Origin of the sequence: Micromonospora parva, from assembly GCF_000718515.1 — a bacterium.
Classification (GTDB): domain Bacteria; phylum Actinomycetota; class Actinomycetes; order Mycobacteriales; family Micromonosporaceae; genus Micromonospora; species Micromonospora parva.
The window spans coordinates 61,853-84,801 of the sequence record NZ_JNZS01000011.1 but is presented as its reverse complement, the minus strand read 5'-3'; the positions used below and the strand labels follow the sequence as shown (position 1 = coordinate 84,801).

Annotated in this window: 19 protein-coding genes and 1 pseudogene; 3 read left to right on the top strand and 17 right to left on the bottom strand. The window is 71.5% G+C overall.

What is annotated here, in order from left to right:
- Positions 1 to 166: 166 nt before the first annotated feature.
- From atpD to IF22_RS0117205, 10 genes are all read right to left on the bottom strand, one after another.
- On the bottom strand, positions 167 to 1,603 hold the full coding sequence (atpD, locus tag IF22_RS0117250; protein ID WP_030333183.1) for a F0F1 ATP synthase subunit beta: 1,437 nt from the start codon (positions 1,601 to 1,603) through the stop codon (positions 167 to 169).
- On the bottom strand, positions 1,603 to 2,532 hold the full coding sequence (locus IF22_RS0117245; protein ID WP_030333181.1) for a F0F1 ATP synthase subunit gamma: 930 nt from the start codon (positions 2,530 to 2,532) through the stop codon (positions 1,603 to 1,605). Before IF22_RS0117245 ends, atpD begins: the two co-directional genes overlap by 1 nt.
- A 4-nt stretch (positions 2,533 to 2,536) precedes the next feature.
- Positions 2,537 to 4,189 (bottom strand): F0F1 ATP synthase subunit alpha, encoded by a 1,653-nt coding sequence (gene atpA / locus IF22_RS0117240; RefSeq protein ID WP_030333179.1) that lies wholly within the window; start codon positions 4,187 to 4,189, stop codon positions 2,537 to 2,539.
- Between the two features lie 141 nt (positions 4,190 to 4,330).
- Positions 4,331 to 5,152: a F0F1 ATP synthase subunit delta gene (locus IF22_RS0117235; protein WP_030333177.1), complete on the bottom strand. Its 822-nt coding sequence runs from the start codon at positions 5,150 to 5,152 to the stop codon at positions 4,331 to 4,333.
- Positions 5,152 to 5,691 carry a F0F1 ATP synthase subunit B gene (locus IF22_RS0117230; RefSeq protein ID WP_030333175.1) on the bottom strand — a complete coding sequence of 180 codons (540 nt, stop codon included), beginning with the start codon at positions 5,689 to 5,691 and terminating at the stop codon, positions 5,152 to 5,154. The genes IF22_RS0117235 and IF22_RS0117230 overlap by 1 nt, the downstream gene beginning before the upstream one ends.
- Before the next feature lie 26 nt (positions 5,692 to 5,717).
- Positions 5,718 to 5,960, bottom strand: coding sequence for an ATP synthase subunit c family protein (locus IF22_RS0117225; protein ID WP_030333173.1), 243 nt, complete (start codon positions 5,958 to 5,960; stop codon positions 5,718 to 5,720).
- Positions 5,961 to 6,026: 66 nt separating this feature from the next.
- Entirely contained in the window at positions 6,027 to 6,821 is a 795-nt protein-coding gene (gene atpB / locus IF22_RS0117220) for a F0F1 ATP synthase subunit A (protein WP_030333171.1), read from the bottom strand.
- 11 nt (positions 6,822 to 6,832) lie between these two features.
- On the bottom strand, positions 6,833 to 7,069 hold the full coding sequence (locus IF22_RS0117215) for an AtpZ/AtpI family protein (protein WP_030333169.1): 237 nt from the start codon (positions 7,067 to 7,069) through the stop codon (positions 6,833 to 6,835).
- Between the two features lie 181 nt (positions 7,070 to 7,250).
- The gene (locus IF22_RS0117210; protein WP_030333167.1) at positions 7,251 to 7,676 is read right to left on the bottom strand and encodes a hypothetical protein; all 426 of its coding nucleotides are present in this window, start codon (positions 7,674 to 7,676) and stop codon (positions 7,251 to 7,253) included.
- Complete coding sequence (locus tag IF22_RS0117205; RefSeq protein ID WP_030333165.1) at positions 7,669 to 8,958, bottom strand: serine hydroxymethyltransferase; 1,290 nt, start codon at positions 8,956 to 8,958, stop codon at positions 7,669 to 7,671. The genes IF22_RS0117210 and IF22_RS0117205 overlap by 8 nt, the downstream gene beginning before the upstream one ends.
- Positions 8,959 to 8,993: 35 nt before the next feature.
- Between IF22_RS0117205 and IF22_RS0117200 the strand changes: the two genes are divergently transcribed.
- Positions 8,994 to 10,457, top strand: coding sequence for an SDR family oxidoreductase (locus tag IF22_RS0117200; protein ID WP_030333163.1), 1,464 nt, complete (start codon positions 8,994 to 8,996; stop codon positions 10,455 to 10,457).
- Between the two features lie 119 nt (positions 10,458 to 10,576).
- Here IF22_RS0117200 and IF22_RS0117195 read toward each other — a convergent pair whose 3' ends face one another.
- From IF22_RS0117195 to prmC, 4 genes and pseudogenes are all read right to left on the bottom strand, one after another.
- Positions 10,577 to 12,688, bottom strand: a complete 2,112-nt coding sequence (locus IF22_RS0117195) for a transglycosylase domain-containing protein (RefSeq protein ID WP_030333161.1) — start codon at positions 12,686 to 12,688, stop codon at positions 10,577 to 10,579.
- Between the two features lie 129 nt (positions 12,689 to 12,817).
- Positions 12,818 to 13,429 (bottom strand): arsenate reductase/protein-tyrosine-phosphatase family protein, encoded by a 612-nt coding sequence (locus IF22_RS0117190; RefSeq protein WP_030333159.1) that lies wholly within the window; start codon positions 13,427 to 13,429, stop codon positions 12,818 to 12,820.
- Positions 13,430 to 14,144: pseudogene (locus IF22_RS0117185) on the bottom strand (L-threonylcarbamoyladenylate synthase).
- Positions 14,110 to 15,024 carry a peptide chain release factor N(5)-glutamine methyltransferase gene (prmC, locus tag IF22_RS0117180; protein ID WP_030333155.1) on the bottom strand — a complete coding sequence of 305 codons (915 nt, stop codon included), beginning with the start codon at positions 15,022 to 15,024 and terminating at the stop codon, positions 14,110 to 14,112. The pseudogene IF22_RS0117185 and the gene prmC overlap by 35 nt, the downstream one beginning before the upstream one ends.
- A gap of 73 nt (positions 15,025 to 15,097) precedes the next feature.
- Here prmC and IF22_RS0117175 point away from each other — a divergent pair, with 73 nt between their 5' ends.
- Positions 15,098 to 16,642 (top strand): GGDEF domain-containing protein, encoded by a 1,545-nt coding sequence (locus IF22_RS0117175; protein ID WP_030333154.1) that lies wholly within the window; start codon positions 15,098 to 15,100, stop codon positions 16,640 to 16,642.
- A gap of 60 nt (positions 16,643 to 16,702) precedes the next feature.
- Here IF22_RS0117175 and prfA read toward each other — a convergent pair whose 3' ends face one another.
- Complete coding sequence (gene prfA / locus IF22_RS0117170) at positions 16,703 to 17,791, bottom strand: peptide chain release factor 1 (RefSeq protein WP_030333152.1); 1,089 nt, start codon at positions 17,789 to 17,791, stop codon at positions 16,703 to 16,705.
- A 133-nt stretch (positions 17,792 to 17,924) separates the two neighbouring features.
- Complete coding sequence (gene rpmE / locus IF22_RS0117165) at positions 17,925 to 18,149, bottom strand: 50S ribosomal protein L31 (protein WP_030333150.1); 225 nt, start codon at positions 18,147 to 18,149, stop codon at positions 17,925 to 17,927.
- Between the two features lie 275 nt (positions 18,150 to 18,424).
- On the opposite strand from rpmE, the gene IF22_RS0117155 reads away from it, so the two are divergent.
- Positions 18,425 to 19,321: a phosphatase domain-containing protein gene (locus tag IF22_RS0117155; protein WP_030333148.1), complete on the top strand. Its 897-nt coding sequence runs from the start codon at positions 18,425 to 18,427 to the stop codon at positions 19,319 to 19,321.
- Positions 19,322 to 19,366: 45 nt separating this feature from the next.
- On the opposite strand, the gene IF22_RS0117150 is transcribed toward IF22_RS0117155, so the two are convergent.
- Positions 19,367 to 22,840: a phosphodiester glycosidase family protein gene (locus IF22_RS0117150; protein ID WP_030333146.1), complete on the bottom strand. Its 3,474-nt coding sequence runs from the start codon at positions 22,838 to 22,840 to the stop codon at positions 19,367 to 19,369.
- Positions 22,841 to 22,949 lie beyond the last annotated feature (109 nt).

Sequence of the window (22,949 nt, the reverse complement as noted above, 5' to 3'; positions counted from 1 at the left end):
GATCAACGCTCGTTCAGGTGAGCGCGCGGAACGAACCGTAGCTCGGCAGTCGCGGAAGTGCCGACCACGAGTAACGGACCGCGACGATGGTAGGACGCGAACATGAACAAAAGACTGCCCCGGCATTGCCGGGGCAGTCTTTTTGTTGCGGATCAGATGGGGCTGGTCAGCCCTTCATCAGCTCCTCAGCCTTCTTCTCCAGGTCGTCGAGACCGCCGCACATGAAGAACGCCTGCTCGGGGAAGTGATCGTACTCACCCTCGCTGATCTTGCGGAACGCCTCGATGGTCTCCTTGATCGGGACCGTCGAGCCCGGAACGCCGGTGAACTGCTCCGCCGCGTACGTGTTCTGCGACAGGAAGCGCTCGATCCGCCGGGCCCGGGCCACGGTGATCTTGTCTTCCTCGGAGAGCTCCTCGATACCGAGGATGGCGATGATGTCCTGCAGGTCCTTGTAGCGCTGCAGGATCCGCTTCACCTCGGTGGCGACCTGGAAGTGCTCCTGGCCGACGAACTCCGGGGCGAGGATCCGGGACGAGGACGCCAGCGGGTCCACTGCCGGGTAGATGCCCTTGTCGGAGATCGACCGCTCCAGGTTGGTGGTCGCGTCCAGGTGGGCGAACGTGGTGGCCGGGGCGGGGTCGGTGTAGTCGTCCGCCGGCACGTAGATCGCCTGCATCGAGGTGATGGCCTGGCCCCGGACGGAGGTGATCCGCTCCTGGAGCTCGCCCATCTCGTCGGCCAGGGTCGGCTGGTAACCGACGGCGCTCGGCATCCGGCCGAGCAGGGTGGACACCTCCGAACCGGCCTGGGTGAAGCGGAAGATGTTGTCGATGAAGAGCAGCACCTCCTGCTTCTTCACGTCCCGGAAGTACTCCGCCATGGTCAGCGCGGAGAGCGCCACCCGCAGACGGGTGCCCGGCGGCTCGTCCATCTGGCCGTAGACCAGCGCGGTCTTGTCGATGACGCCGGACTCGGTCATCTCGGCGATGAGGTCGTTGCCCTCACGGGTGCGCTCACCCACGCCGGCGAAGACCGAGGTACCACCGAAGTTACGGGCAACACGGGTGATCATCTCCTGGATGAGCACCGTCTTGCCCACGCCCGCGCCGCCGAACAGGCCGATCTTGCCGCCCTTGACGTACGGGGCGAGCAGGTCGATGACCTTGATGCCGGTCTCCAGCATCTCGGTCTTCGGCTCCAGGTCCGCGAAGGCCGGGGCCTTGCGGTGGATACCCCAGCGGTCGTCCGGGGTGAGGGTCTCGCCCTCCTTGAGGTTGAGCACCTCGCCGATCGCGTTGAACACGTGGCCCTTGACCGCGTCGCCCACCGGAACGGTGATCGGCTCGCCGCGGTCACGAACCTCCGCGCCGCGGACCAGGCCGTCCGTCGGCTGCATCGAGATGGCGCGGACCAGGTTGTCACCCAGGTGCTGGGCGACCTCCAGGGTCAGCGTCTTCTCACCGCCGGACAGGTCCACGGTGACGTTCAGGGCGTTGAACAGGGCAGGCATGGCGTCGCGCGGGAACTCGGCGTCGACGACCGGGCCGATGACCCGGACCACGCGACCCGTGGCCGTCTTGGTCTCTACTGGGGCAGTCATCACACTTCACTTCCCGACGCGGCCAGCGCGTTGGCGCCGCCGACGATCTCGCTGATCTCCTGGGTGATCCCGGCCTGGCGAGCCGAGTTCATCTCACGCGTGTACTTCTCGATCATGTCTTCGGCGTTGTCGGTGGCGCTCTTCATCGCCCGCCGCCGTGCCGCCGACTCACTCGCCGCCGACTCGATCAACGCCGCGTAGATCCGCGTGTTGATGTACCTCGGCAGGAGCGCGTCGAGCAGCGCCTCCGCCTCCGGCTCGAACTCGTACGCCGGCAGCAGCCCCTCGGAGCGCGGCCGGTCCTCCACCTGCATCGGACCAATGATCTTGGTAACCGGGTTCTGCGTCATGAGCGAGTGGAACTCGGTGTAGACGATGTGCAACTCGTCGACGCCGAGCACCCCGTCCGCACCGGCACCGCCGTCGACGTCGTCCGCACCGGCGGTGAACGCCTTGATCAGCGTCTCACCCACGGCGCGGGCGTCCTCGAACGACGGCTGCTCGCTGAACCCGGTCCAGTTCGCCTCGATCGGCCGGTCGCGGAACCGGTAGAACCCGACACCCTTACGCCCGATGACGTAGAGCACGGGCTCCTTGCCGTCCGCCTTGAGGCGTGCGATCAGCGACTCGGCCATCCTGATCGCGTTGGAGCTGTAACCACCGGCCAGGCCACGGTCGCTGGTGACCAACAGGACGCCGGCCCGCCGCACCCGCTCGCGCGGGGTGAGCAGCGGGTGGTCGATCCGCGCGTTGGACGCCAGCGCCGTGAGCACACCGGTGATGGCCTGGGCGTACGGCAGGGACGCCTGCACCCGGGCCTGAGCCTTGGCGATCCGGCTCGTCGCCACGAGCTCCATCGCCTTGGTGATCTTCTTCATCGACTTCGCCGAGCGGATCCGTTGACGAAGAACGCGTACCTGGGCCGCCATCAGATCAGCTCTCGGCCGGGCGGTCGGTCGCGCCGTCGCGGAAGCGGGTCACCGTCTCGCGGTTCTCGTCGCCCTCAAGCGGGGCGGCCGGTGCGTCGTTGACCCGACGCTCCTCGTCCTTGTTGAGGAAGACCTGCTTGAACTCGGTGATCGCCGTGTCCAGCGAGCTGACGATGTCGTCGCCCCACTGGTTGTCGGCGATCCCGGCCAGCACACCCTCGTGCTTGTGCCGCAGGTACTGGAGGAACTCGGCCTCGAAGCGCCGGATGTCACCCACCGGGATGTCGTCCAGCTTGCCCTCGGTGCCGGCCCAGACCGAGACGACCTCTTCCTGCACCGGGTACGGCGAGTAGTTCGGCTGCTTGAGCAGTTCGACCAGCCGGACACCGCGGTCCAGCTGGGCCCGGGAGGCCCGGTCCAGGTCGGAGGCGAAGGCGGCGAACGCCTCCAGCTCGCGGTACTGGGCCAGGTTGAGCCGCAGCGAGCCGGCGACCTTGCGCATCGGCTTCACCTGGGCGGCGCCGCCGACCCGGGAGACCGAGGTGCCGACGTTGATCGCCGGACGAACGCCCTGGTTGAACAGGTCGGTCTCCAGGAAGATCTGGCCGTCGGTGATCGAGATGACGTTGGTCGGGATGAAGGCCGAGATGTCGTTGGCCTTCGTCTCGATGATCGGCAGACCGGTCATCGAGCCGCCACCCAGCTCGTCGGAGAGCTTCGCGCAGCGCTCCAGCAGGCGGGAGTGCAGGTAGAAGACGTCACCCGGGTACGCCTCACGGCCCGGCGGGCGACGCAGCAGCAGCGACACGGCCCGGTACGCCTCGGCCTGCTTGCTCAGGTCGTCGAAGACGATCAGGACGTGCTTGCCGCCGTACATCCAGTGCTGTCCGATGGACGAGCCGGTGTACGGGGCGAGGTACTTGAAGCCGGCCGGGTCGGACGCCGGCGAGGCGACGATGGTGGTGTATTCCAGCGCGCCCGCCTCCTCCAGCTGCCCCTTGATCGAGGCGATGGTGGAGGCCTTCTGGCCGATGGCGACGTAGATGCAGCGAACCTGCTTCTTCGGGTCGCCGGTGCGCCAGTTGTCGCGCTGGTTGAGGATGGCGTCCAGGGCGACGGTGGTCTTGCCCGTCTTCCGGTCACCGATGATCAGCTGCCGCTGGCCCCGACCGATCGGGGTCATCGCGTCGATCGCCTTGATGCCGGTCTGCAGCGGCTCGAACACCGACTGCCGGGACATCACGTTCGGAGCCTGCAGCTCCAGCTCGCGGTAGCCCTCGTCGGCGATGTCGCCGAGCCCGTCGATCGGCTGGCCGAGCGCGTTGACCACGCGGCCGAGGAAGGCGTCACCGACCGGAACCGAGAGCACCCGGTTGGTGCGCTTGACCCGCTGCCCCTCCTCCAGCTTGGCGGAGTCACCGAGGACGACGACGCCGATCTCCCGCACGTCGAGGTTCAACGCCACGCCGAGCGTGCCGTCCTCGAACTCCAGGAGCTCGTTGGTCTTGGTCGAGGGCAGGCCCTCGACGTGGGCGATGCCGTCACCGGTGTCGGCGACGGTGCCGACCTCCTCGCGGGAGACGTCGGACGTGTAGGAGGAGACGTAGCGCTCCAGGGCGCCGCGGATCTCCTCCGTCGAGATGGTCAGCTCGGCCATCCTCTGCTTCCTTAAAATTCAGGGGCCCGGGATACCTAGTACCAACCGGTCCGAATGGCGTCTGTCAATCCGGGCGCTGGGCGGCGAAGCCGCTCAGTCGCTGGGCGGCTGAGCCGCTCAGCCGCGGGGCGGCGAAGCCGTTCAGCGCTTCGCGAGCGCGTTGCGGGTCTCGTTGAGGCGGCGCAGGATGGTGCCGTCGTACAGGTCGGAGCCGACCCGGACGCTCACGCCACCGAGGACGGCGGGGTCGACCGTCTGCTTGACGGACACCTCTCGACCGTATATCGCGGTGAGGCTCGCACCCAGCCGACGCTCGTCCTCGTCACTCAACGGGGCCGCGACGGTCACGTACGCCACCTGCCGGTCACGCCGGTCGGCGGCCAGCTCGACCAGCCGGGTGAGCGCTCCGCTGAAGGAGCGTCCCCCGAACCCGCCGAGCGCCGCCTCGACGAGGCGGACGGTGACCGGACGGGCCTTGTCGGCGAGCAACTCGCGGGCCAGGGTGGCCCGCTGCTCGATCGGGGCGACCGGGTCGGCGAGCGCGTTGCTCAGCGCCGGCTGACCGGCCACGACCTGGCCGAAGCGGAACAGCTCGTCCTCGACCTCGCCCAGCTCGCCGGCCTTGTCGGCGCTGGCGAGCAGCGCCTCCACGCCGAGGCGCTCGGTGCCGTCGAGCAACTCCGACGGTGCCGACCAACGGCCGGAGACCAGCGAGACGAGCAGGTCGAGCGCGTCGGCGCCGATCCGCCCACCCAGCATGTCGCCGAGCAGCGCGCCGCGGTCCGCACCGGAACGGGCCGGCTCGGACAGCGCCCGACGCAGCCGCGGCTCCCGCCGCAGCAGGGACGCCACGGAGAGGATGGCGTCGGCGGTGGAGGCCACCGCCGACGGCTCCGCGCCGCGGACGTACTCGTCGAGGCGCTCGGCCGCGATCTTGTACGACTCCCGGCTGGCGGCCTGCATCAGCGGGCCCCCGTGCTCTCGAGACCGCTCAGGAACCGGTCGACGGTGCCCTTGCGCCGTGCCTCGTCAGCGAGCGACTCGCCGACGATCTTGCTGGCCAGGTCCACCGCGATGGTGCCGACCTCCGCGCGCAGCTCGCGCACGATGGTGGCCCGCTCGGCGGCGAGCGCGTCCTTGCCGGCCTGGATGACCCGGTCGGACTCCTCCCGCGCCTTGGCGAGGATGTCCTGCCGGATGCCCTCGGCGTCGGCCCGCGCGTCGTCACGGATCTTGGCGGCGTCGGTCCGGGCCTCAGCGAGCTGGGCACGGTACTGCTCGAGCAGCTGGTTCGCCTCGGCCTGGGCGGCCTCGGCGCGCTTGATGCCGCCCTCGATCGCGTCGACCCGAGCCTGGAACGTCTGCTCCATGCGCGGGAAGACGAACTTCATCAACACGAAGCAGAGCACGGCGAAGGCCACCGAACCGACCACGACCTCCTGCCAGAGCGGGATGATCGGGTTGTGGGCGGACTCACCACCCTCAGCGGCGAGGAAGTACATGATTGCCTCCCGGTCTAGGGGCGGGATCAGGAAGCCGAACCGGCCCAGATGAAGCCGAAGGCGATGCCCAGCAGCGCCAGCGCCTCGATGACGGCGAAGCCGATCCAGACGTACGGCAGGGTCATCCGGGACGACTCCGGCTGGCGGGCGGTCGACTGGATGTAGGCGGCGAAGACCAGGCCGACGCCGATGCCGGGGCCGATGGCGGCGAGGCCGTAGCCGATGGCAGCGGTGCTACCGGTGACCTCGGCGAGAACGCTAGCGTCCATTGGTGTGGTTCCTCCTGGTTATCACGCGTGACTCTCACGCGGGACGACAACGGTTGGTGCGGTGGATCAGTGCTCGTCGGCGAGCGCGCCCTGCACGTAGCTGGCGGTGAGGACGGTGAAGACGTATGCCTGCAGGCAGATCACCAGGAACTCGAGGAAGGTGAGCGCGATGGTCATCACCCAGGAGAGCACCGAGACCGGAGCCAGCCAGGCGTTGGCGCTCAGCATCGCGAAACCGCCGAGCGTGAAGACCAGCAGGAGCATGTGACCGGCGAACATGTTCGCGAAGAGACGAACCGCGAGCGAGAACGGCCGGACGATGAAGGTCGAGAAGAGCTCGATCGGGATCAGCAGCGGCAGGATGTACCACGGTGCCGGCGGGATCAGCGAGTTCTTGAAGTATTTGACGAAGCCGTGCTTCTTGATGCCGATGTAGTTGAACAGCACGTAGCTGATGATCGCGAGGATCGCCGGGAAGGCGATGTGCGAGTTCGGCGAGATCTGGAAGAACGGGATGATCGCGAACGCGTTCGTCAGCAGCACGAAGCAGAACAGGGTCGTGAAGTACGGGGCGAACCGCACCCCCTGGTGACCGATCATGTCGACGGCGATGTTGTTGCGCACGAAGCCGTAGATCGACTCGGCGAACCACTGCTTCTTCGTCGGTACCAGTTGCGGGTTCCGGTAGGTCGCCAGGAAGAAAATGATCAGGACGCCGACCGCGATCCAGACCATCGCCGTGATCTTGGTGAACCAGATTGAGTCCTGACCCCAGGGCAGGATGCTGGGCAGGTAGAAGTCGTCCACCGTGGGTGGGAATCCCGCCTGGCCCGCTGCCAGAACGTTCGCCTGTCCGAACACCGCGTCCCTTCCTAAGTTGGCGTGCCGAGCCGGCGAACGACCAGGATGATCCCCCCGGCCATACCGAGCACGACTCCGATGCCGGTGGCGACGCCACCGGTGTCGAGCCACTGGTCAACCAACCAGCCGATGAAACCCCACACGAGCATGCCTCCGACGAGGTAGCTGAGCGCGGTCCAACCCTGACCGGCGCCGGACGGATAATCGTCCGGTTCACCGGCGGGACGGGGGGTTTGGTCACCAGCCATGACGGGGCGAACGATATCAGCCGGGAAGACGAGGCTGTGCCTCACCCCCCGCACAACCGTCGTTGTGTGGGCTTCTCGTGGGCGCCGTCGTCTGTGGGCACGCTACTCCCCTTCCGCCCGTCGGAAAATGACCGGAGGCCGACACATTGCGGCGCGTCCGAAAAGTGGGACGACCGTCAGGTCAGCTGTGCGCCCGACGAGCGTGCACCGTGGTCAGCCACCAGATGTGTACCGCCGTCCACACTGCCACCCCGGCGACGATGCCGAGGCAAAGCGGGATCAACCCGGACCAGCCGGTCGACGCCACCGCCACCAGCACCCCACCCAGCAGGCTGAACTTCAGCACGTACAGCCCCACGCCGAGCGGCAGCAGCAACTGCGGGTTGATCTGGTCGGCCCGGGCCAGCACCACAGTGGTCAGGGTGTAGCTGAACACCGTGACACCCACGCCGGCCGCCGCGCCGAGCGCCCCGGTCAGGCCGCCGGTCACCCCGCCCACCAGCGCGGCGACCGCGGCCAGCACCGCCGACGCGGCCAGCAGCACCGGCAGGTGCCGCAGCCGCCACCGCCGGTCGGTGTCCGGCTCGACCACCCCGGGCTCAGCCACGGGGGTACGCCGGGAACGTCGCGACCAGCTCGGCCACCTCGGCGCCGAGCCGGGTCAGCTGGTCAGCCCCGCCCGGAGTGCCGGGATCGGTGCGCACCGCGCGGGCGATCATCGTCGCCACCTGGCGCAGCTCCCCCTCGCGCATCCCCTGCGTGGTCACGCTCGGTGTGCCGACCCGGATGCCGGAGGCCACCATCGGCGGCTGCGGGTCGTACGGGATCGCGTTCTTGTTCAGGGTGATCGAGGCGGCGTCGCAGCGACGCTCGGCCTCGGTGCCGGTCACCCCCAGCTCCCGCAGGTCGATCAGGGCGAGGTGGGTGTCGGTGCCACCGGACACCGGGCGCATCCCCTCGTCGGCCAGCCCGGCGGCGAGCGCCTGGGCGTTGCTGACCACCTGCCGGGCGTACGTCTGGAACTCGGGCTGGGCGGCCTCGCGCAGCGCGACCGCCTTGGCCGCGACCGCGTGCATCAGCGGGCCGCCCTGGGTGAACGGGAAGACCGCCTTGTCGATCCGCTGCGCCAACGACTCGCGGCACAGGATCATGCCGCCGCGCGGGCCACGCAGCACCTTGTGGGTGGTGGCGCAGACGACGTCGGCGTACGGCACCGGCGACGGGATCGCCCGGCCGGCGACCAGGCCGATGAAGTGCGCCGCGTCCACCATCAGGTACGCGCCGACCTCGTCGGCGATCTCCCGGAACCGGGCGAAGTCGATCAGGCGCGGGTAGGCGGTGGCCCCACAGATGATCAACTTCGGTCGGTGCGCCCGTGCCAGGTCCCGTACCTCGTCGTAGTCGATCAGCTCGGTGTCCGGCCGGACCGGATAGCCGACCGGGTGGAACCACTTGCCGGAGAAGTTCACCCGGCTGCCGTGGGTGAGGTGCCCGCCGTGCGGCAGGTCCATCGCCAGCACCGTGTCCCCCGGCTGCACCAGCGCGGCGTACGCGGCCAGGTTGGCGCTCGCCCCGGAGTGCGGCTGGAGGTTGGCGTGCTCGGCCCCGAAGAGCTCCTTGGCCCGGGCGATGCCGATCTCCTCCGCCCGGTCCACCTCGGCGCACCCGCCGTAGTAGCGCCGGCCCGGGTAGCCCTCGGCGTACTTGTTGGTCAGCGTCGAACCGAGCGCCGCCAGCACCGCGGGCGAGGTCAGATTCTCGCTGGCGATCAGCTGCAGGCCGCCCCGCAACCGGTCCAACTCGCCGAGGACCACCCCGGCGATCTCCGGATCGGTGGCCCTGAGCTGGGCGAAATCCGGCCCCCAGAAGGTGCTCGTCTCGGTCTCCACAGCAAACGAGTCTAGGGGGCAGCAGACTGGGACCCGTGAGATGCCTCGTCACCGGAGCGACCGGCTACATCGGCGGGCGGCTGACGCCGCTGCTGCTCGCCAACGGGCACACCGTGCGCTGCCTCGCCCGTAAGGCGGTGCGGCTGCGCGACGTCCCCTGGGCCTCGGCGGCCGAGATCGTCGAGGGCGACCTGAGCCGACCGGAGACGCTGGCCGCCGCGTTCGCCGACGTGGACGTCGCGTACTTCCTGGTGCACTCGCTGGGCCGGTCCGACTTCGAGGCGGCCGACCGGGCGGCGGCGACCAACTTCGCGGCGGCGGCGCGGGCGGCCGGCGTCCGGCGGATCGTCTACCTGGGCGGCCCGGAACCGGCCTCCGATGCTGAGGTGCCGTCCCCGCACCTGCGTTCCCGCGCAGAGGTGGGCCGGATCCTGCTGGCCAGCGGAGTGCCCACGGCGGTGCTCCGGGCCGCGGTGATCATCGGGTCCGGCTCGGCGTCGTTCGAGATGCTGCGCTACCTGACCGAGCGACTGCCCGTCATGGTCACTCCGCGTTGGGTGCACAACCGGATCCAACCGATAGCGGTCCGCGACGTGCTGCGCTACCTGGCCGGCTGCGCCGATCTGCCGGCCGAGGTCAACCGGGGCTTCGACGTCGGCGGGCCGGACGTGCTGACCTTCCGCGAGATGATGCAGCGCTACGCGCGGGTGGCCGAGCTGCGCCGACGCGTCATCGTGCCGGTCCGTCCGCTCACCCCGTCGCTCTCGTCGCACTGGGTCGGTCTGGTCACCCCGGTGCCGAACAAGATCGCCCGCCCGCTGGTGGAGAGCCTGATCCACGAGGCGGTCGCCCACGAACACGACATCGCCCGCTACGTCCCGGACCCGCCCGACGGCCTGACCGGGTTCGACCAGGCGGTGGCGCTGGCGCTGGCCAAGGTACGCGACGCCCAGGTGGAGACCCGCTGGTCCACCGCGAGCGGCCCGGACGCGCCCGCCGAGCCGCTGCCCAGCGACCCGGACTGGTCCGGCGGCACCGCCTACACCGACGTCCGGGAGCGGGTGGTGGACGCCCCACCGGCGGCGCTCTGGCGGGTCGTCGAGGGCGTCGGCGGCGAACACGGCTGGTACTCCTTCCCCCTCGCCTGGTCGATCCGGGGCTGGCTGGACCGGCTGGTCGGTGGGGTCGGGCTGCGGCGGGGTCGACGCGACCCGCACCGCCTCCAGGTCGGTGAGGCGCTGGACTTCTGGCGGGTCGAGGAGATCGTCCCGGGCGAGTTGCTGCGACTGCGTGCCGAGATGCGGCTGCCCGGCCGGGCCTGGCTGGAGATGCGCGTGCTACCCACCGACGACGGCCGCAGCCGCTACCAGCAACGCGCTGTCTTCCTGCCACGCGGCCTCGCCGGGCACGCCTACTGGGGATCGGTGGCCCCGTTCCACGCTGTGGTCTTCGGCGGAATGGCCCGCAACATCGCCCGCAACGCCGAACAACCCCGCTGACGTCGCCCGCCCCGCCCCCCTACCCGGCGATCTTGCACTTCCTGTCGTCGAATCACGAACTTTCGTGCCTTTTGTCTGGGCAGAAAGTGCAAGATCGCGGGGGTGACAGGTGCGGGGGGTTAGTTGCCGGCTTGGGGCTGGGTTTGGAAGGCCGTTCGCTCGCTCGGCGGGACGAAGTCGCGGACCGGTTCGTCGCGCAGGGCGTAGGACAGCACCGCACCGACCGCGTTCACCATCTGGGCCTGCACCGCCTGACCGACCGCGTCGCGGGGATCGTCCGGGTTGGCGGCCATCGAGGCGACCGCGAGCTGCGGCGTGAACGCCACCACCGTCTCCGTCTCGTACCGTTCCGAGCTGCCGGTCTTGCCGGCCACCGGGCGGCCGAGCTTCGCCCGCAGCCCCGGTGCGGTGGCACCGTCGCAGCGCCCGTACATCGACTGGTCCCCGACCGGGCAGCGAGCCGCGTCGGTGGCCGCCCGCGCCACGTCGGCGTCGAGCACCTGCCGGCAGTCCGGCTTGGCGGCGTCGACCGGCCGGCCGTTCGAGTCGGCGATCGAGACCACCGGCAGCGGCGCACACGAGGTCCCCTCGGCCGCCACCGTGGCGTACGCGCTGGCCAGGTCCAGCGGGGTCGTCGCGGCCACGCCCAGGGTGAACGGACCCCAGTCCTTCGCGCCGTAGCGGGCCAGCTCGGCGTCGGACTTGGCCCGCAGCACGATGCCGAGCCGCTCGGCCATCTCCACCACCCGGTCGGCACCGACCTTCTCGGTGAGCCAGGCGAAGTACGTGTTCACCGAGCGGCCGAACGCGCTCCACATGGTGCGGGGGCCGTCCATCGACGACGGGCTGGCGTTCGCCGGGCACCAGCGGCCGTCGCAACTCGCCGCCCCGGTCACCGGGAAGCGGGTGAGCAGCTGGGTCGGCGCCACGAACTCGGTCGACAGCGGCAGGCCGGACTCCAACGCCGCCAGCAGGGTGAAGAGCTTGAACGTCGAACCGCCCTGGTATCCCTCGATCGCGCCACCGCCGGCGATCAACTGGTTGACGGTGTTCGGGTGGTTCTTCTGCCCGACCGGGTTGTCCGCCACGCTGTACGCGCGGTTCACCGACATCGCCAGCACCCGCCCGGTGCCCGGTTGCACGACGGCGGTGGGCACCGCCTCGGCCCGGCTCATGGGATAGATCTTCAACACCTGCTCGGTGGTGGCCCGCTGCACTCCCGGGTCCAGCGACGAGACGATGGAGAACCCGCCCCGGCGCAGCGCGCGCTGCCGCTCGTCGGCGGTCGCCCCGAACGCGGACTGGCTGCTCCACCAGCGGGTGAACCAGTCGCAGAAGAAGCCCCAGTCGTTGTGCGCGTCGGGCACCCCGGTGCAGTCGTTCGGGGTCTCGCTGGGCCGCAGCTGCAGGGGTTCGGCGCGCGCCGCCGCTGCCGCGTCCGCCGGCACCTGCCCCGACTCCACCAGCCGTTCCAGGACGTACGACCGCCGGGCCACCGCGCTGTCGGCGTCGCCGTTGATCGGGTCGTCGCTGTCCGGCGAGCGCACCAGGCCGGCGAGCAGCGCCGCCTGGGCCAGGGTCAACTCGGCCGGGGACCGGGAGAAGTACCGCTTGCTGGCCGCCGCGATGCCGTACGCCCCGGCGCCGAAGTAGGCGATGTTGAGGTAGCGGGTCAGGATCTCGTCCTTGTCGAGCTCCCGTTCCAGGGCGAGCGCGTACCGCATCTCCTGGAGCTTGCGGACGGTGGTGAGTTCGGTGGCGGCTTCCCGTTGGGCCTCGGTGAGTCGGGGGTCGTTGCTGAGCACGTTGCGCACGTACTGCATGGTCAGCGTGGAGGCGCCCTGCCGGGTCTGGCCGTCGCGTTTGTTGACGGTGAACGCGCGCACCACGCCCCGCAGGTCGACCCCGCTGTGCTGGTAGAACCGGACGTCCTCGGCGGCCACTATCGCCTGGCGCATCACCGGGGCCACCTCGTGCAGTGGCACGTCCACCCGGTCCTCCTGGTAGAAGGAGGTGATCAGGGTGGTGCCGTCGTTGGCGTAGAGGTTGGACCGCTGCGCGGTGGGCGGCGTACGGAGTGTGTTCGGCAGCTCCGAGTACGGCGTCGACAGGGCGCTGAAGCCGATCCCGAAGACCAGGGCGACGGGCAGGGCGGCGGCGGCCAGCACCAGCCCGGCCAGCACGCCGGCGATCACCACGGTCAGCAGTTTGTCGAGTTGGGCCCGGATCATCAGCTCTCCCCGCAGGAGCCGGTCACGCTAGGACCCGTTCAGAATGACCCGGAACACCCCTTTAGCCCCGGGTTTTCCCCAAACCCGGAGGAAACTCGCACCACGCCCGGGCGGCAGCGCGCACCACGCTCAGGGCAGCAGTACGCCGGCCAGCGGGTGGACCGTCTCCTCGATCTCGTCGGCGACCCGGCTGAAGCACTGGTCGCCACGACCCCACGGGTCGTCCAGGTCATCGGTGGGCAGCGCCGAAGTACCCAGCCGCGCGTCGTGGGCCGCCGCCACCACTGCCACGCCCCGGGCGTACACGGCCTCCGGGGTGGCGTCGCCCGGCGGCAGCGCGGCGGCGTCCACCGCCGCCAGCAGCCGACTGAACTCGCCGAGCACGAACGTGCGGGCCGCCGCGTCCGGGCGGAGCGCCACCACGTACTCCTGCTGGTCGGCGGTGGCGGTCAGGACCAGGTCGGCGGCGTCGATGTGGTCCGAGCGCAGCTTGCGCGCCGCGAACCCGGCCACGTCCCCGCCACGGCCGGTGACCTGCCGTGCCGCCGGCGGGTTCATCTCCTCGCCCGCGTGCCAGCCACCCGTGCCGGCGCTGTGGCTGTGCACCAGCTCCTCGGCCTGGGCCGGGTCCTGCCCACGGCGGGTCAGGCGCTCCCGCACCGCCAGGGCGAGCAGCCGCTCCGCCATCGGCGAGCGGCAGATGTTGCCCATGCACACGTGCAGAACCGTGAACGGGGGCACTCAGACCGCCCGACCGTCGACGAGATCCGGAACCACGTCGCGCAGCTTCTCCAGAGGGATCGCCCCGGCCCGCAACAGCTGCGGCACCTCACCGGTCAGATCCACGATCGTGGAGGGCACCGGGTCCGGGCACGGCCCGGCCTCCAGATAGGCCCGCACCGAGTAGCTGAGCTGATCACGCGCCTCGTTGGCGGTGACAGCGGCCGGCTGGCCGGTCTTGTTCGCCGACGACACCGCCATCGGGCCGGTCTCGCGCAGCACCTCCAACGCCACCGGGTGCAGCGGCATCCGCACCGCCACCGTGCCGGTCTTGTCGCCCAGGTCCCACTGCAGGCTCGGCGAGTGCTCGACCACGATCGTCAACGCACCCGGCCAGAACGCCTCCACCAGGTCCCGGGCGGCGGTGGGCAGCGAGAAGACCAACCCGTCGAGGGTGTGCCGCGAGCCGATCAGCACCGGCGGCGGCATCTGCCGACCCCGGCCCTTGGCATCCAGCAGCGCCTTCACCGCGTACGGGGTGAACGCGTCCGCGCCGATCCCGTACACCGTGTCGGTCGGAAGAACAACCAGCTCGCCGTTCTTGACCGCCTCGATCGCCGCAGCGATGCCGCGGTCCCGATCGGCGGGCGACCGGCAGTCGTAGAGCATCACGAGGAGTCAGTCTGCCACGCCGCCCCGATCTAGGCCCGCTGGCCGTCCGCCCGTCGGGACGCAGTCGCGAAGCGGGGACGCCCGGTGAGGTCCGGATGCTCCGCCACGGCGGTGAAGCCGCCGTCCTCGGCGAGCAGCCCGGGCACCGCCACCCCGTGGGTGTCGTCGTGCTCGACGCCGAGCACGCCTCCAGGGCGCAACAGCACCGCCGCCCGGGCGACGACCGGCCGGATCACCACCAGACCGTCCGCGCCACCGAAGACCGCCTCCGCCGGGTCGTGCCCGGCCACCTCGGGCGGGACCACCACGTCGTCCGGCACGTACGGCGGGTTGCACAGCAGCACGTCCACCCGGCCCACCAGCTCGGCCAGCAGGTCCGGCGCGGTCACGTCGGCCTCGACCACCTCGATCGGCCGGTCCCCCGCGGCCGCCCGCTCCGCCGCGTTGCGCCGCAGCCAGGTCAGCGCCGCCGGGGACCGTTCCACAGCGATCACCCGCGCCGCCGGCAACTCCTGGGCCACCGCCAGGGCGATCGCGCCCGAGCCGCTGCACAGGTCCACCACCAGCGGCTCCGGCCGACCCTGGGCCTGCTCGATGCCCCAGCCGGCCAGCAGCTCGGTCTCCGGCCGGGGCACGAAGACACCCGGGCCGACCGACAGCTCCAGGTGCCGGAACCCGGCCCGACCGGTCAGGTGCTGCAACGGCTCACGCGCCGCGCGGCGGCGGGTCAGCTCGTCGAGCCGCACCAGCTGGTCGCCGCTGAGGTCGTCGGCGAGCGCCAGCCGGCCCCGGGGAACCCCCAGCACGTACGCCGCCAACAACTCGGCCTCCACCCGGGCGGAGCCGACCCCGGCGGCGGCGAGCGAGCGGGCCGCCCGGGCCACCGCGGCGGACGGCCGGACCGGGCCTGTCCCTTCGGGGGGGTGTTGCGGCAAAGTACTCACGACATAATCATGAAGCGTCGCGGGCGACGTGACGAACAGGTGCGCCCTGGCGCGCACGACAGGAGGTTGGCGGGTGGGCTGGCTCGACCGGGTCGAGGACCAGGTTGACGCCCTCACGCACGCCCGGGCGTTGCAGGAGGCCAGCCGCTCCGCGGAGTCGTACGTCCTGCTGGAGCGGGTGATCCGCACCACCAACGACCCGGCGGCGCGAGCGGACGCCATGGTGCAGCGCCTCTCCGCGCTGATCAATCTCGGTCGAACCGCGGAGTTCACCAGGGCCATCGAGGAGGCGTCGGCGGCCGTCCGCGACCTCGCCGAGCCGTACCTGCACGGTCACCTCAACGCGCTGGCCGCGCTCGCCGCGCACCACCAGGGAGCGCTGGACCGCTGCGTCATGCACCTCGTCCGAGCGGCCCGCGCGCTGGGCGCCGTCGCCGACCCGGACCGGGACACCGCCTGGGGCTGGCACGACCTGGCCATGGCCTACAGCTACCTGAGCTTCCACGGGTACGCGCTGGGCGCCATCGAGCGGGCCCGGCAGCTCGGGCTGACCGCCGGGATCCCGGAGGAGACGTTCGCCGCACCGGGCATCCGGCTGCGCAACGCCGTGGCCCTGGACCACAACGGCGACAGCGACGGTTGTCTGCGGGTGCTGCGGGACGTGGCGGCCGACCTGGCCCGCTTCGTTCGCGCCGGGCGGGCCGGGCAGCTGCGCCCGAGCAGCCTCGCCGCGTACGGCTACGCGGCCGCCCGACAGGCCGCGCTCGGCGACCAGGTGGCGACCGAGGGCACCGAGCCAGCCCGGTTGATCAGCCACGGTGGGGACAGCGCCCGTGCCCGCGACCTGCGTCAACTGGGGCAGGTGTGCCTCGCGGTCGCCGACGGTCGACCGATCGAAGCGGTCACCCGACTGGACACCGTCCAGGTGTCCAACGAGACGCTCGGGGCGGCCGAGCCGGCCCGACTGCGCAGCATCGCGCTGACCCGCGCCGGGGACCACCTGGCCGCGCACCGGGCCGACCGGCTGGCGTTCCGGCTCGCCGCGCAGCGCAACGACCGGCTGCGCGACGTGTACATCGACGGCATCGCCGCCCGCATCGACCACGAGGAGATGCGCCGCGAGGCGGCGCGCTTCGAGGGCGAGGCGTTGACCGACCCGCTCACTGGGCTGCCCAACCGCCGCCGGCTGGAGCGCTACATCACCGCTGTGGTCACCCGCGGCGACCGGGTGGTGATCGGCGTCTGCGACCTGGACGGCTTCAAGGCGGTCAACACCCGGCACGGGCACCACTCCGGCGACCTGGTGCTCCAACGCATCGCCGGCGTGATCAACCGGGTGATGCGCCGGGGCGATTTCGTGGCCCGCTACGGCGGTGACGAATTCGTGGTGGTGCTGCCGGACACCGGCATGGCCGAGGCCGCCGAGGTGGCCCGCCGGATCGAGGCAGCGGTCCGACTGGAGGACTGGGAATCGTTGGTGCCGGGCACCCCGGTCGGGGTGAGCATCGGCTTCGCCGAGGTCTCCGGTGGCAGCGGGCTGCGCGACGCGCTCAGCGTCGCGTTCGAGCAGGCCGACCGCGAGATGCTCCGCGCCAAGACCCGCCCCCGAGCGAGCTGACCGCCCGGCCCGCCCCGATCAGCGGCGGGTCGAGCGCCGCGACCAGGTCGAGCGCCGTGGTCAGCGGCGGGTCAGCTCGGTGTCGCCGGCGAGCCGGGCGGCACGGTCGGCCTCGGTGAGGGCGTCCAGCACCCCGTCCAGCTCGCCGCCGAGCGCCAGGTCCAGGTTGTACGCGGTGTAGCCGATCCGGTGATCGGTGATCCGGTTCTGCGGGAAGTTGTAGGTGCGGATCCGCTCCGAGCGGTCCACAGTGCGTACCTGCGCCTTGCGCGCGTCCGAGGCGGCGGCGTCGGCCTGCTCCTGCGCGGCGGCGAGCAGCCGGGCCCGCAGGATCCGCATCGCCTGCTCCCGGTTCTGCAACTGGGACTTCTCGTTCTGGCAGGAGACCACGATGCCGGTCGGCAGGTGGGTGATCCGCACCGCCGAGTCGGTGGTGTTGACCGACTGGCCGCCCGGGCCGGACGAGCGGAACACGTCGATGCGCAGGTCGTTCTGGTCGATGGTGACGTCGACGTCCTCGGCCTCCGGCAGCACCAGCACCCCGGCGGCGCTGGTGTGGATCCGGCCCTGCGACTCGGTCACCGGGACGCGCTGCACCCGGTGTACGCCGCCCTCCCACTTGAGCCGCGACCAGACGCCGTTGCCGCCCTCCGGCACACCCTTGGTCTTGATCGACAGGGAGACGTCCTTGACCCCGCCCAGGTCGGAATCCTGCGCGTCGATCACCTCGGTGACCCAACCGTGCCGCTCGGCGTAGCGGGTGTACATCCGCAGCAGGTCACCGGCGAACAGCGCCGACTCCTCGCCACCCTCGCCGGCCTTGATCTCGACGATCACGTCCTTGGCGTCGTGCGGGTCGCGCGGAATGAGCAGCTCGGCGAGGCGCTCCTCCAGCACCGGCAGGGACTCGGCGATGGACTCCGCCTCACCCGCGAAGGACGGGTCCTCGGCGGCCAGCTCGCGAGCCGCGGCCAGATCGGCGCGGGCCTGCTCCAACTCGTCGGCGGCCTTGTGCAGCGGCACCAGCTCGGCGTACCGGCGGCCGACCCTGCGCGCGGTGGCCTGGTCGGCGTGGATGGCCGGGTCGGCCAACCGCTTCTCCAGCTGCGCGTACTCGTCGAGAAGGCCGGCCAGACGCTCGCTGCTCATGCTGCGGATGCTCCTTCGACGGTGCGCGACGACCGGGCCGGGCCGGGGGGCCAGCGGCCGGGCGGAAAACTGAGGGAAATGCGGACGGCGCCCGCGTCCGGCGGAAAACCGGACGCGGGCGCCGAACGAGGAGCTACTTGGCCTTCTTGGCCTGAACCTTGGCGTACTTCTGCTGGAACTTCGCGACCCGGCCGGCGGTGTCGAGAACGCGCTGCTTACCGGTGTAGAACGGGTGGCAGGCGCTGCAGGTCTCGGCGTGGATCGCCCCGCCCTTGGCGGTGCTGCGGGTCGTGAACGTGTTGCCACAGGAGCAGCTGACCTCGGTGGTCACGTACTCCGGGTGGATGTTTGCCTTCATCTCGCCTCGGTCCTCTCGTTGGTGGTCGCCGGGTCGCCGTCATCGCTCGTCGCGCCGTACGCGACGGGCTCGGGCGTGAACCGGAACCGGTGGCCGATTGACCAGTGTGCCATGGGCCTGAGCCGACCCGGTAATCGGGCCGCACACCTCGTCCGGCATCGTCAACACGTGCCTACCCGTCCGCATTCCCACCGCCCGACGGGGCATTCGCGCACCCGGCGGACCGCCGCCAGGTACCCCGGCCGGGGTACGCCCGTCGAGCCGGAGGTGCGTCGATGACCCGCCTGATCGCCACCCGGGGACTGCCCGCCTCGGGCAAGACGACCTTCGCCCGCACGCTCCAGCCGTCCGTCGCGCGGGTCAACCGGGACGATCTGCGCCGGATGCTGCACGGCGAACGGTTGTTCACCCAGTGGGCCGAGGCGCAGGTGACCGCCGTGCAGCAGGCTCAGGTCGAGGCGCTGCTGCGGGCCCGCGCGGACGTCTGCGTGGACGACACCAACCTGCGCTCGCGGACCCTGCGGGGCTGGGCCGACCTGGCCGCCCGGCACGGCGCGCAGTTCGAGGTGCACGACTTCACCGACGTCCCGCTGGACGAGTGCCTGCGCCGCGACGCCGCCCGTCCGGCCGCCGACCAGGTGGGTGCGGACGCGATCCGCCGGCTGCACGAGCGGTACCTGCGGGGGCGCACCCTGCCGTTGCCGGTGCCACAGGCACGTACCGGACGCCCCGGCACCGTGCACCCGTCGTCGACCGAGCCACCGGAGATCGTTCTGGTGGACATCGACGGCACCGTCGCGCTGGCCGTCTCCCGCAGCCCGTACGACATGACCCGGGTGGGCGAGGACCAGCCGAACCCGGCGGTGATCGCGGCGGTCCGGGCGATGCACGCCGCCGGGTACGGGGTGGTCTTCTGCTCGGGGCGGGACGCCTCCGCCCGCGCGGCCACCGAGGCCTGGCTGGCCCGGCACGTACGAGTGCCCTACCTGGGTCTGCACCTCCGGGCGGTCGGTGACTCCCGCAAGGACTCGATCGTCAAGCGGGAGATCTACGACCGGGAGATCCGGGACCGTTACCGGGTGGCCGGCGTCTTCGACGACCGCGTCCAGGTGGTCCAGATGTGGCGGGCCCTCGGCCTCACCGTCTTCCAGGTGGCCGAGGGGGACTTCTGAGCCCCGGGCGGGGGCCCTCCGCGCCGGAAGGGCCCCGCCCGCTGCTCACCGGGTGAGGGCGATGGTGGCCTCGGCGCTGAGGCCGTTGACAGTGACAATCAGGCGTATCGGCGCGCCGGACCGCAGTGCCGTCAGGGTGCCGGTGGCCGGGTCGAAGCGGGCGGTGTGCCACTGGCGCACCCCCGCCGCCGAGCCGATGTGCACCTGCGGCGACCCGGACCAGTCGGCGCTGACCGGCGCGGCCACCGGGACCGTACGCCCGCCGGGCTGGGTCAGCGTGGCGCTGACCGACACCGGGGTGCCCACCGCGACGCTGGCCGGGGCGGTCACCGTGAGCCGGTCGGCGTGCGCGTGGAACTCCGCGTCCACCCAGGCCGGCCCCTCGGCGAGCGGGTCCCGGCGAGCGCGCTCGGCCTCGGCCGGGGTGACCGGGTCCACGCCGAACTCCGTCCAGCCGGTGAAGCCGCCCTGGTCGGCGGGGGTGGATGGCGTCTTGCCGGCGTTGCCGTTGATGACGTAGGGCACCCCGTCCACCCGGTCGGCGTGGAACGTGCCGACGTGCCCGCCCACGAACAGCGCGCCCTTTCCGGTGCGGTGCTGGAAGTCGGCCATCCACTGCTCCAGCAGCGCCGCCTCCTTGCGGTCACCGAGCTGGCTGGCCTGCGCCGGGCTGGGGTCGCGCGCCGGGTGGTGGTGCAGCACGACGACCGAACCCACGCGTCGGTCGGTGGCCGCCGCGTCCAGCGTCTCGCGCAGCATCCGCACCTGGTCGAAGCCTCCGCCGCGCAGCGTCCCGGTGGACGAGTTCAGCGTGACGAACCGGGTGCCGTTGTGGTCGAACACCCGTGAGGTGGCACCGAAGGCGGCCTCGAAGTTGCTGATCGGCGCGCCCATGATCTCGTGGTTGCCGGGCACGTAGTACCAGGGCAGGGCATCGCCCAGTTCCTCGGCGAGGATGCGCTTGGCCAGCGCGAAGTCGGCCGGGTAGGCGGTGTCCACGAAGTCACCGTTGATCAGCAGGAAGTCCGGCCTGGCGGCCTTGACCTCGCGCAGCGTCCGGCGGGCCTGGGCGACCAGGTCACTGTCCGGGTCGGCGGCGACGAACTGGGCGTCGGAGAGCACCGCGAACCGCCACGGCGCGCCGTCCACGGTGCCGTCGCGGACCACCACCCGATCGGTACGCGGCGGCACCGCCGGCACGTCGACGGTCGGGGGCACCTTCGCCACCAGGTCGTCGATGATCACCTCGCTGGTGTACTGCGCCGCGGCGTTCGTCTCGGCCACGTAGAACCGGCGCACCCGCACCGGGTACTGCACCCCGGCCGGCACCGCGAACTCCACGTACCGCCAGCCGGTCCAGGTGATCAGTGGTCCGCGCAGCACGTGCTGGGTGTCCTGGGCGTCGTGCAGGTGCAGGCTCGGCCACTCCCCGGTGCCGTTGCCGTGGATCCACATGCCGAACGCCTGCGGCTGGCCGGGCACCTCGATCCAGGCCGGCGGGTCGGCGTACGCGGCCCGCGTGCCGGTGGACTGGCTGAAGTCGTACGTCATCCGCAGGCCCGTGCCGGTGTGTCCCGGCGCCGGCGCTACCGACCCGCTGGCGCGGGCCTGGCTGAACCGCCAGGATCCGGCGTCGTCGAAGCCGGCCACCGGCACGTCGGTCAGCCCGACGGTGACCGGCAGGACGGTGCTGCTCCGTCCGACGTGCACGGTGACCAGGGCGGAGCCGGTGTCCCGCAGCGAGCTGACCGCGAGGTTGCCGTCCGCGGTCGGAGTGATCCGTAGCAGGTCCCTGTCGTAGTCGAGGGTCAGGTCGGCCGGCTCGATCGGCGCGGTGTTGCCGTCGCCGTCGTACCCGACCACGCCGACCACCGCGTTGCCGTCCCGCCCGGTCAGCCCGACGCGCGGCACGGTGGCGCCGATCCGGGTCAGCGGGCCGAGCACGGTGAGACCCAGCGAGCCGGTGGCCCGGCCACGTGCCGCGATGACCGTGCTGGCCCCCGGGGTGCCGGCGTGGAACACCCCGTCACCGCCGACCCGGCCGCGTACCGCCGGGGTCACCCGCCAGCTGGGGGCGCCGGCCGCCGGGCCGTACGTCTCGTCGTAACCAGCGGCGGTGAGGACGCGGGTCAGACCGGGAAAGACCCGGTCGGGCCGGCCACCACGCACCGGCGAGATGCCCGGGGCGGCGGTGGGGTCGCTGGCCGTCTCGACCCAGTAGCCGGTGAGCCGGCCGCTGCCCTTCGGCGCGTAGATGGCCAGGCCGTTGGGCACGGCCCGCTCGGTCCCGTCCGACGGGCCGTTCTCCACCTGCACAGCCGGTGCGCCCGGCTCCCGGGCCAGCAGCGTGGACGAGCCGCCACCGTCGAGGTTGAGCGCGTGATGGGCACCGAGTTCGGCCATCATCCGGCCCATCTCGGTCTGCGTCACGCCGCGGCTGTCGACCTGCCGGCCGTCCACCGTCAACATGATCATCTTTCGCCCGTCGGCGCTGAAGCCGACGGAGGTGCGCGGAGCCAGCGTCGGGTCGGCGATGCTCTGGACGACGCCGTCGCGGACCAGCACGTTGCCGCCTCCGACGGCAGCGTGCAGGCTGCTGCCGTCGGACGGCTTCGGACGCCAGGCCACCGTCACCGGGTCACCGGGGCGAAGACCGGCGAGGGCGTCCGCACCGGCGTCCCGGCCGAGCAGCACGGTGCTGCCGGCGGCGATCGGTCCGCTGCCGGCCACAGCGCTCACCCCGGTCACCCGACCGCCGGAGACGGTGACCTCGACCACCCGGGCCGCGCCCTCCACCGCCCGCTGCCGGGAGTACGTCCCCCAGAGTTCGGTGAACGCGCCGATGCCGTCGGCCTGCACCATGTTGTTGAACTGGGTCAGCGGCACCGGCCCGGTGGGCAGGGTGGCGCTGCCGTCGAAGTTCACCTCGATCACCCGGCCGAGCCCGCTCGTGGTGACCGCCACCGCGTTGTGGTGGCCGCCGACCGCCGACTGGATCAGCTCGCCGTCGCGGATGCCGACGCCCTGGGCGGCACCGGAGTTGTTGATGTCGAAGAAGTCACCGTTGACGGCGGCGACAGCCCGCGTGGCGTCCGCCGCCGTGCGCAGGGGCTCGGCCCGGCTGACCGCCCCGGAGTTGACGTAGTCGACGGTGGACCCACCGGCGAGGTCGGTGGTGAGGGCGTCGGCGCGCAGCCAGCCGTCGGCGTCGTACCGGTCGAAGGAGGTGAGCTGCACGCCCGGGGCGACCGGTCGGGTGGTCTTCGTGGTCTCCAGTCCGCCGGCCGGCTCCAGACCGTCGGTGGCCGAGGTCGAGGCGGTCGCGGCAGGGTCGGTGACCAGCCCGACGGAACCGAACGGCCACGACGACGCGGACGGCGCGTCCTCGGCGAGGGTGGACGGGGCGACGGTGGACGGGGCCGGCGGGGCGGCGGTGGCCGGCAGCGGCGCGGCCAGCGAGAGCAGTGGCGTCAGCAGCAGGACGCCGGTGCGGCGGGCGGATCGTCTGCGGGTACGCATGGACGACAGTCAACCCGGTCCTGAATAGAAGTTTCAAGACCCCTGGACTGAAGCGAAGGAAAACTCCACAATGACATCATCGGGGGGATCGGGCTGGGGACATGACGAA

Bases quoted from the DNA above. Each gene is read 5' to 3' on its own strand.
- atpA (WP_030333179.1), bottom strand. From the start codon at position 4,189: ATGGCCGAGCTGACCATCTCGACGGAGGAGATCCGCGGCGCCCTGGAG.
- IF22_RS0117245 (WP_030333181.1), bottom strand. From the start codon at position 2,532: ATGGCGGCCCAGGTACGCGTTCTTCGTCAACGGATCCGCTCGGCGAAG.
- IF22_RS0117150 (WP_030333146.1), bottom strand. From the start codon at position 22,840: ATGCGTACCCGCAGACGATCCGCCCGCCGCACCGGCGTCCTGCTGCTG.
- IF22_RS0117225 (WP_030333173.1), bottom strand. From the start codon at position 5,960: ATGGACGCTAGCGTTCTCGCCGAGGTCACCGGTAGCACCGCTGCCATC.
- IF22_RS0117230 (WP_030333175.1), bottom strand. From the start codon at position 5,691: ATGTACTTCCTCGCCGCTGAGGGTGGTGAGTCCGCCCACAACCCGATC.
- atpD (WP_030333183.1), bottom strand. From the start codon at position 1,603: ATGACTGCCCCAGTAGAGACCAAGACGGCCACGGGTCGCGTGGTCCGG.
- rpmE (WP_030333150.1), bottom strand. From the start codon at position 18,149: ATGAAGGCAAACATCCACCCGGAGTACGTGACCACCGAGGTCAGCTGC.
- IF22_RS0117155 (WP_030333148.1), top strand. From the start codon at position 18,425: ATGACCCGCCTGATCGCCACCCGGGGACTGCCCGCCTCGGGCAAGACG.
- IF22_RS0117195 (WP_030333161.1), bottom strand. From the start codon at position 12,688: ATGATCCGGGCCCAACTCGACAAACTGCTGACCGTGGTGATCGCCGGC.
- prfA (WP_030333152.1), bottom strand. From the start codon at position 17,791: ATGAGCAGCGAGCGTCTGGCCGGCCTTCTCGACGAGTACGCGCAGCTG.
- IF22_RS0117235 (WP_030333177.1), bottom strand. From the start codon at position 5,152: ATGCAGGCCGCCAGCCGGGAGTCGTACAAGATCGCGGCCGAGCGCCTC.
- IF22_RS0117215 (WP_030333169.1), bottom strand. From the start codon at position 7,069: ATGGCTGGTGACCAAACCCCCCGTCCCGCCGGTGAACCGGACGATTAT.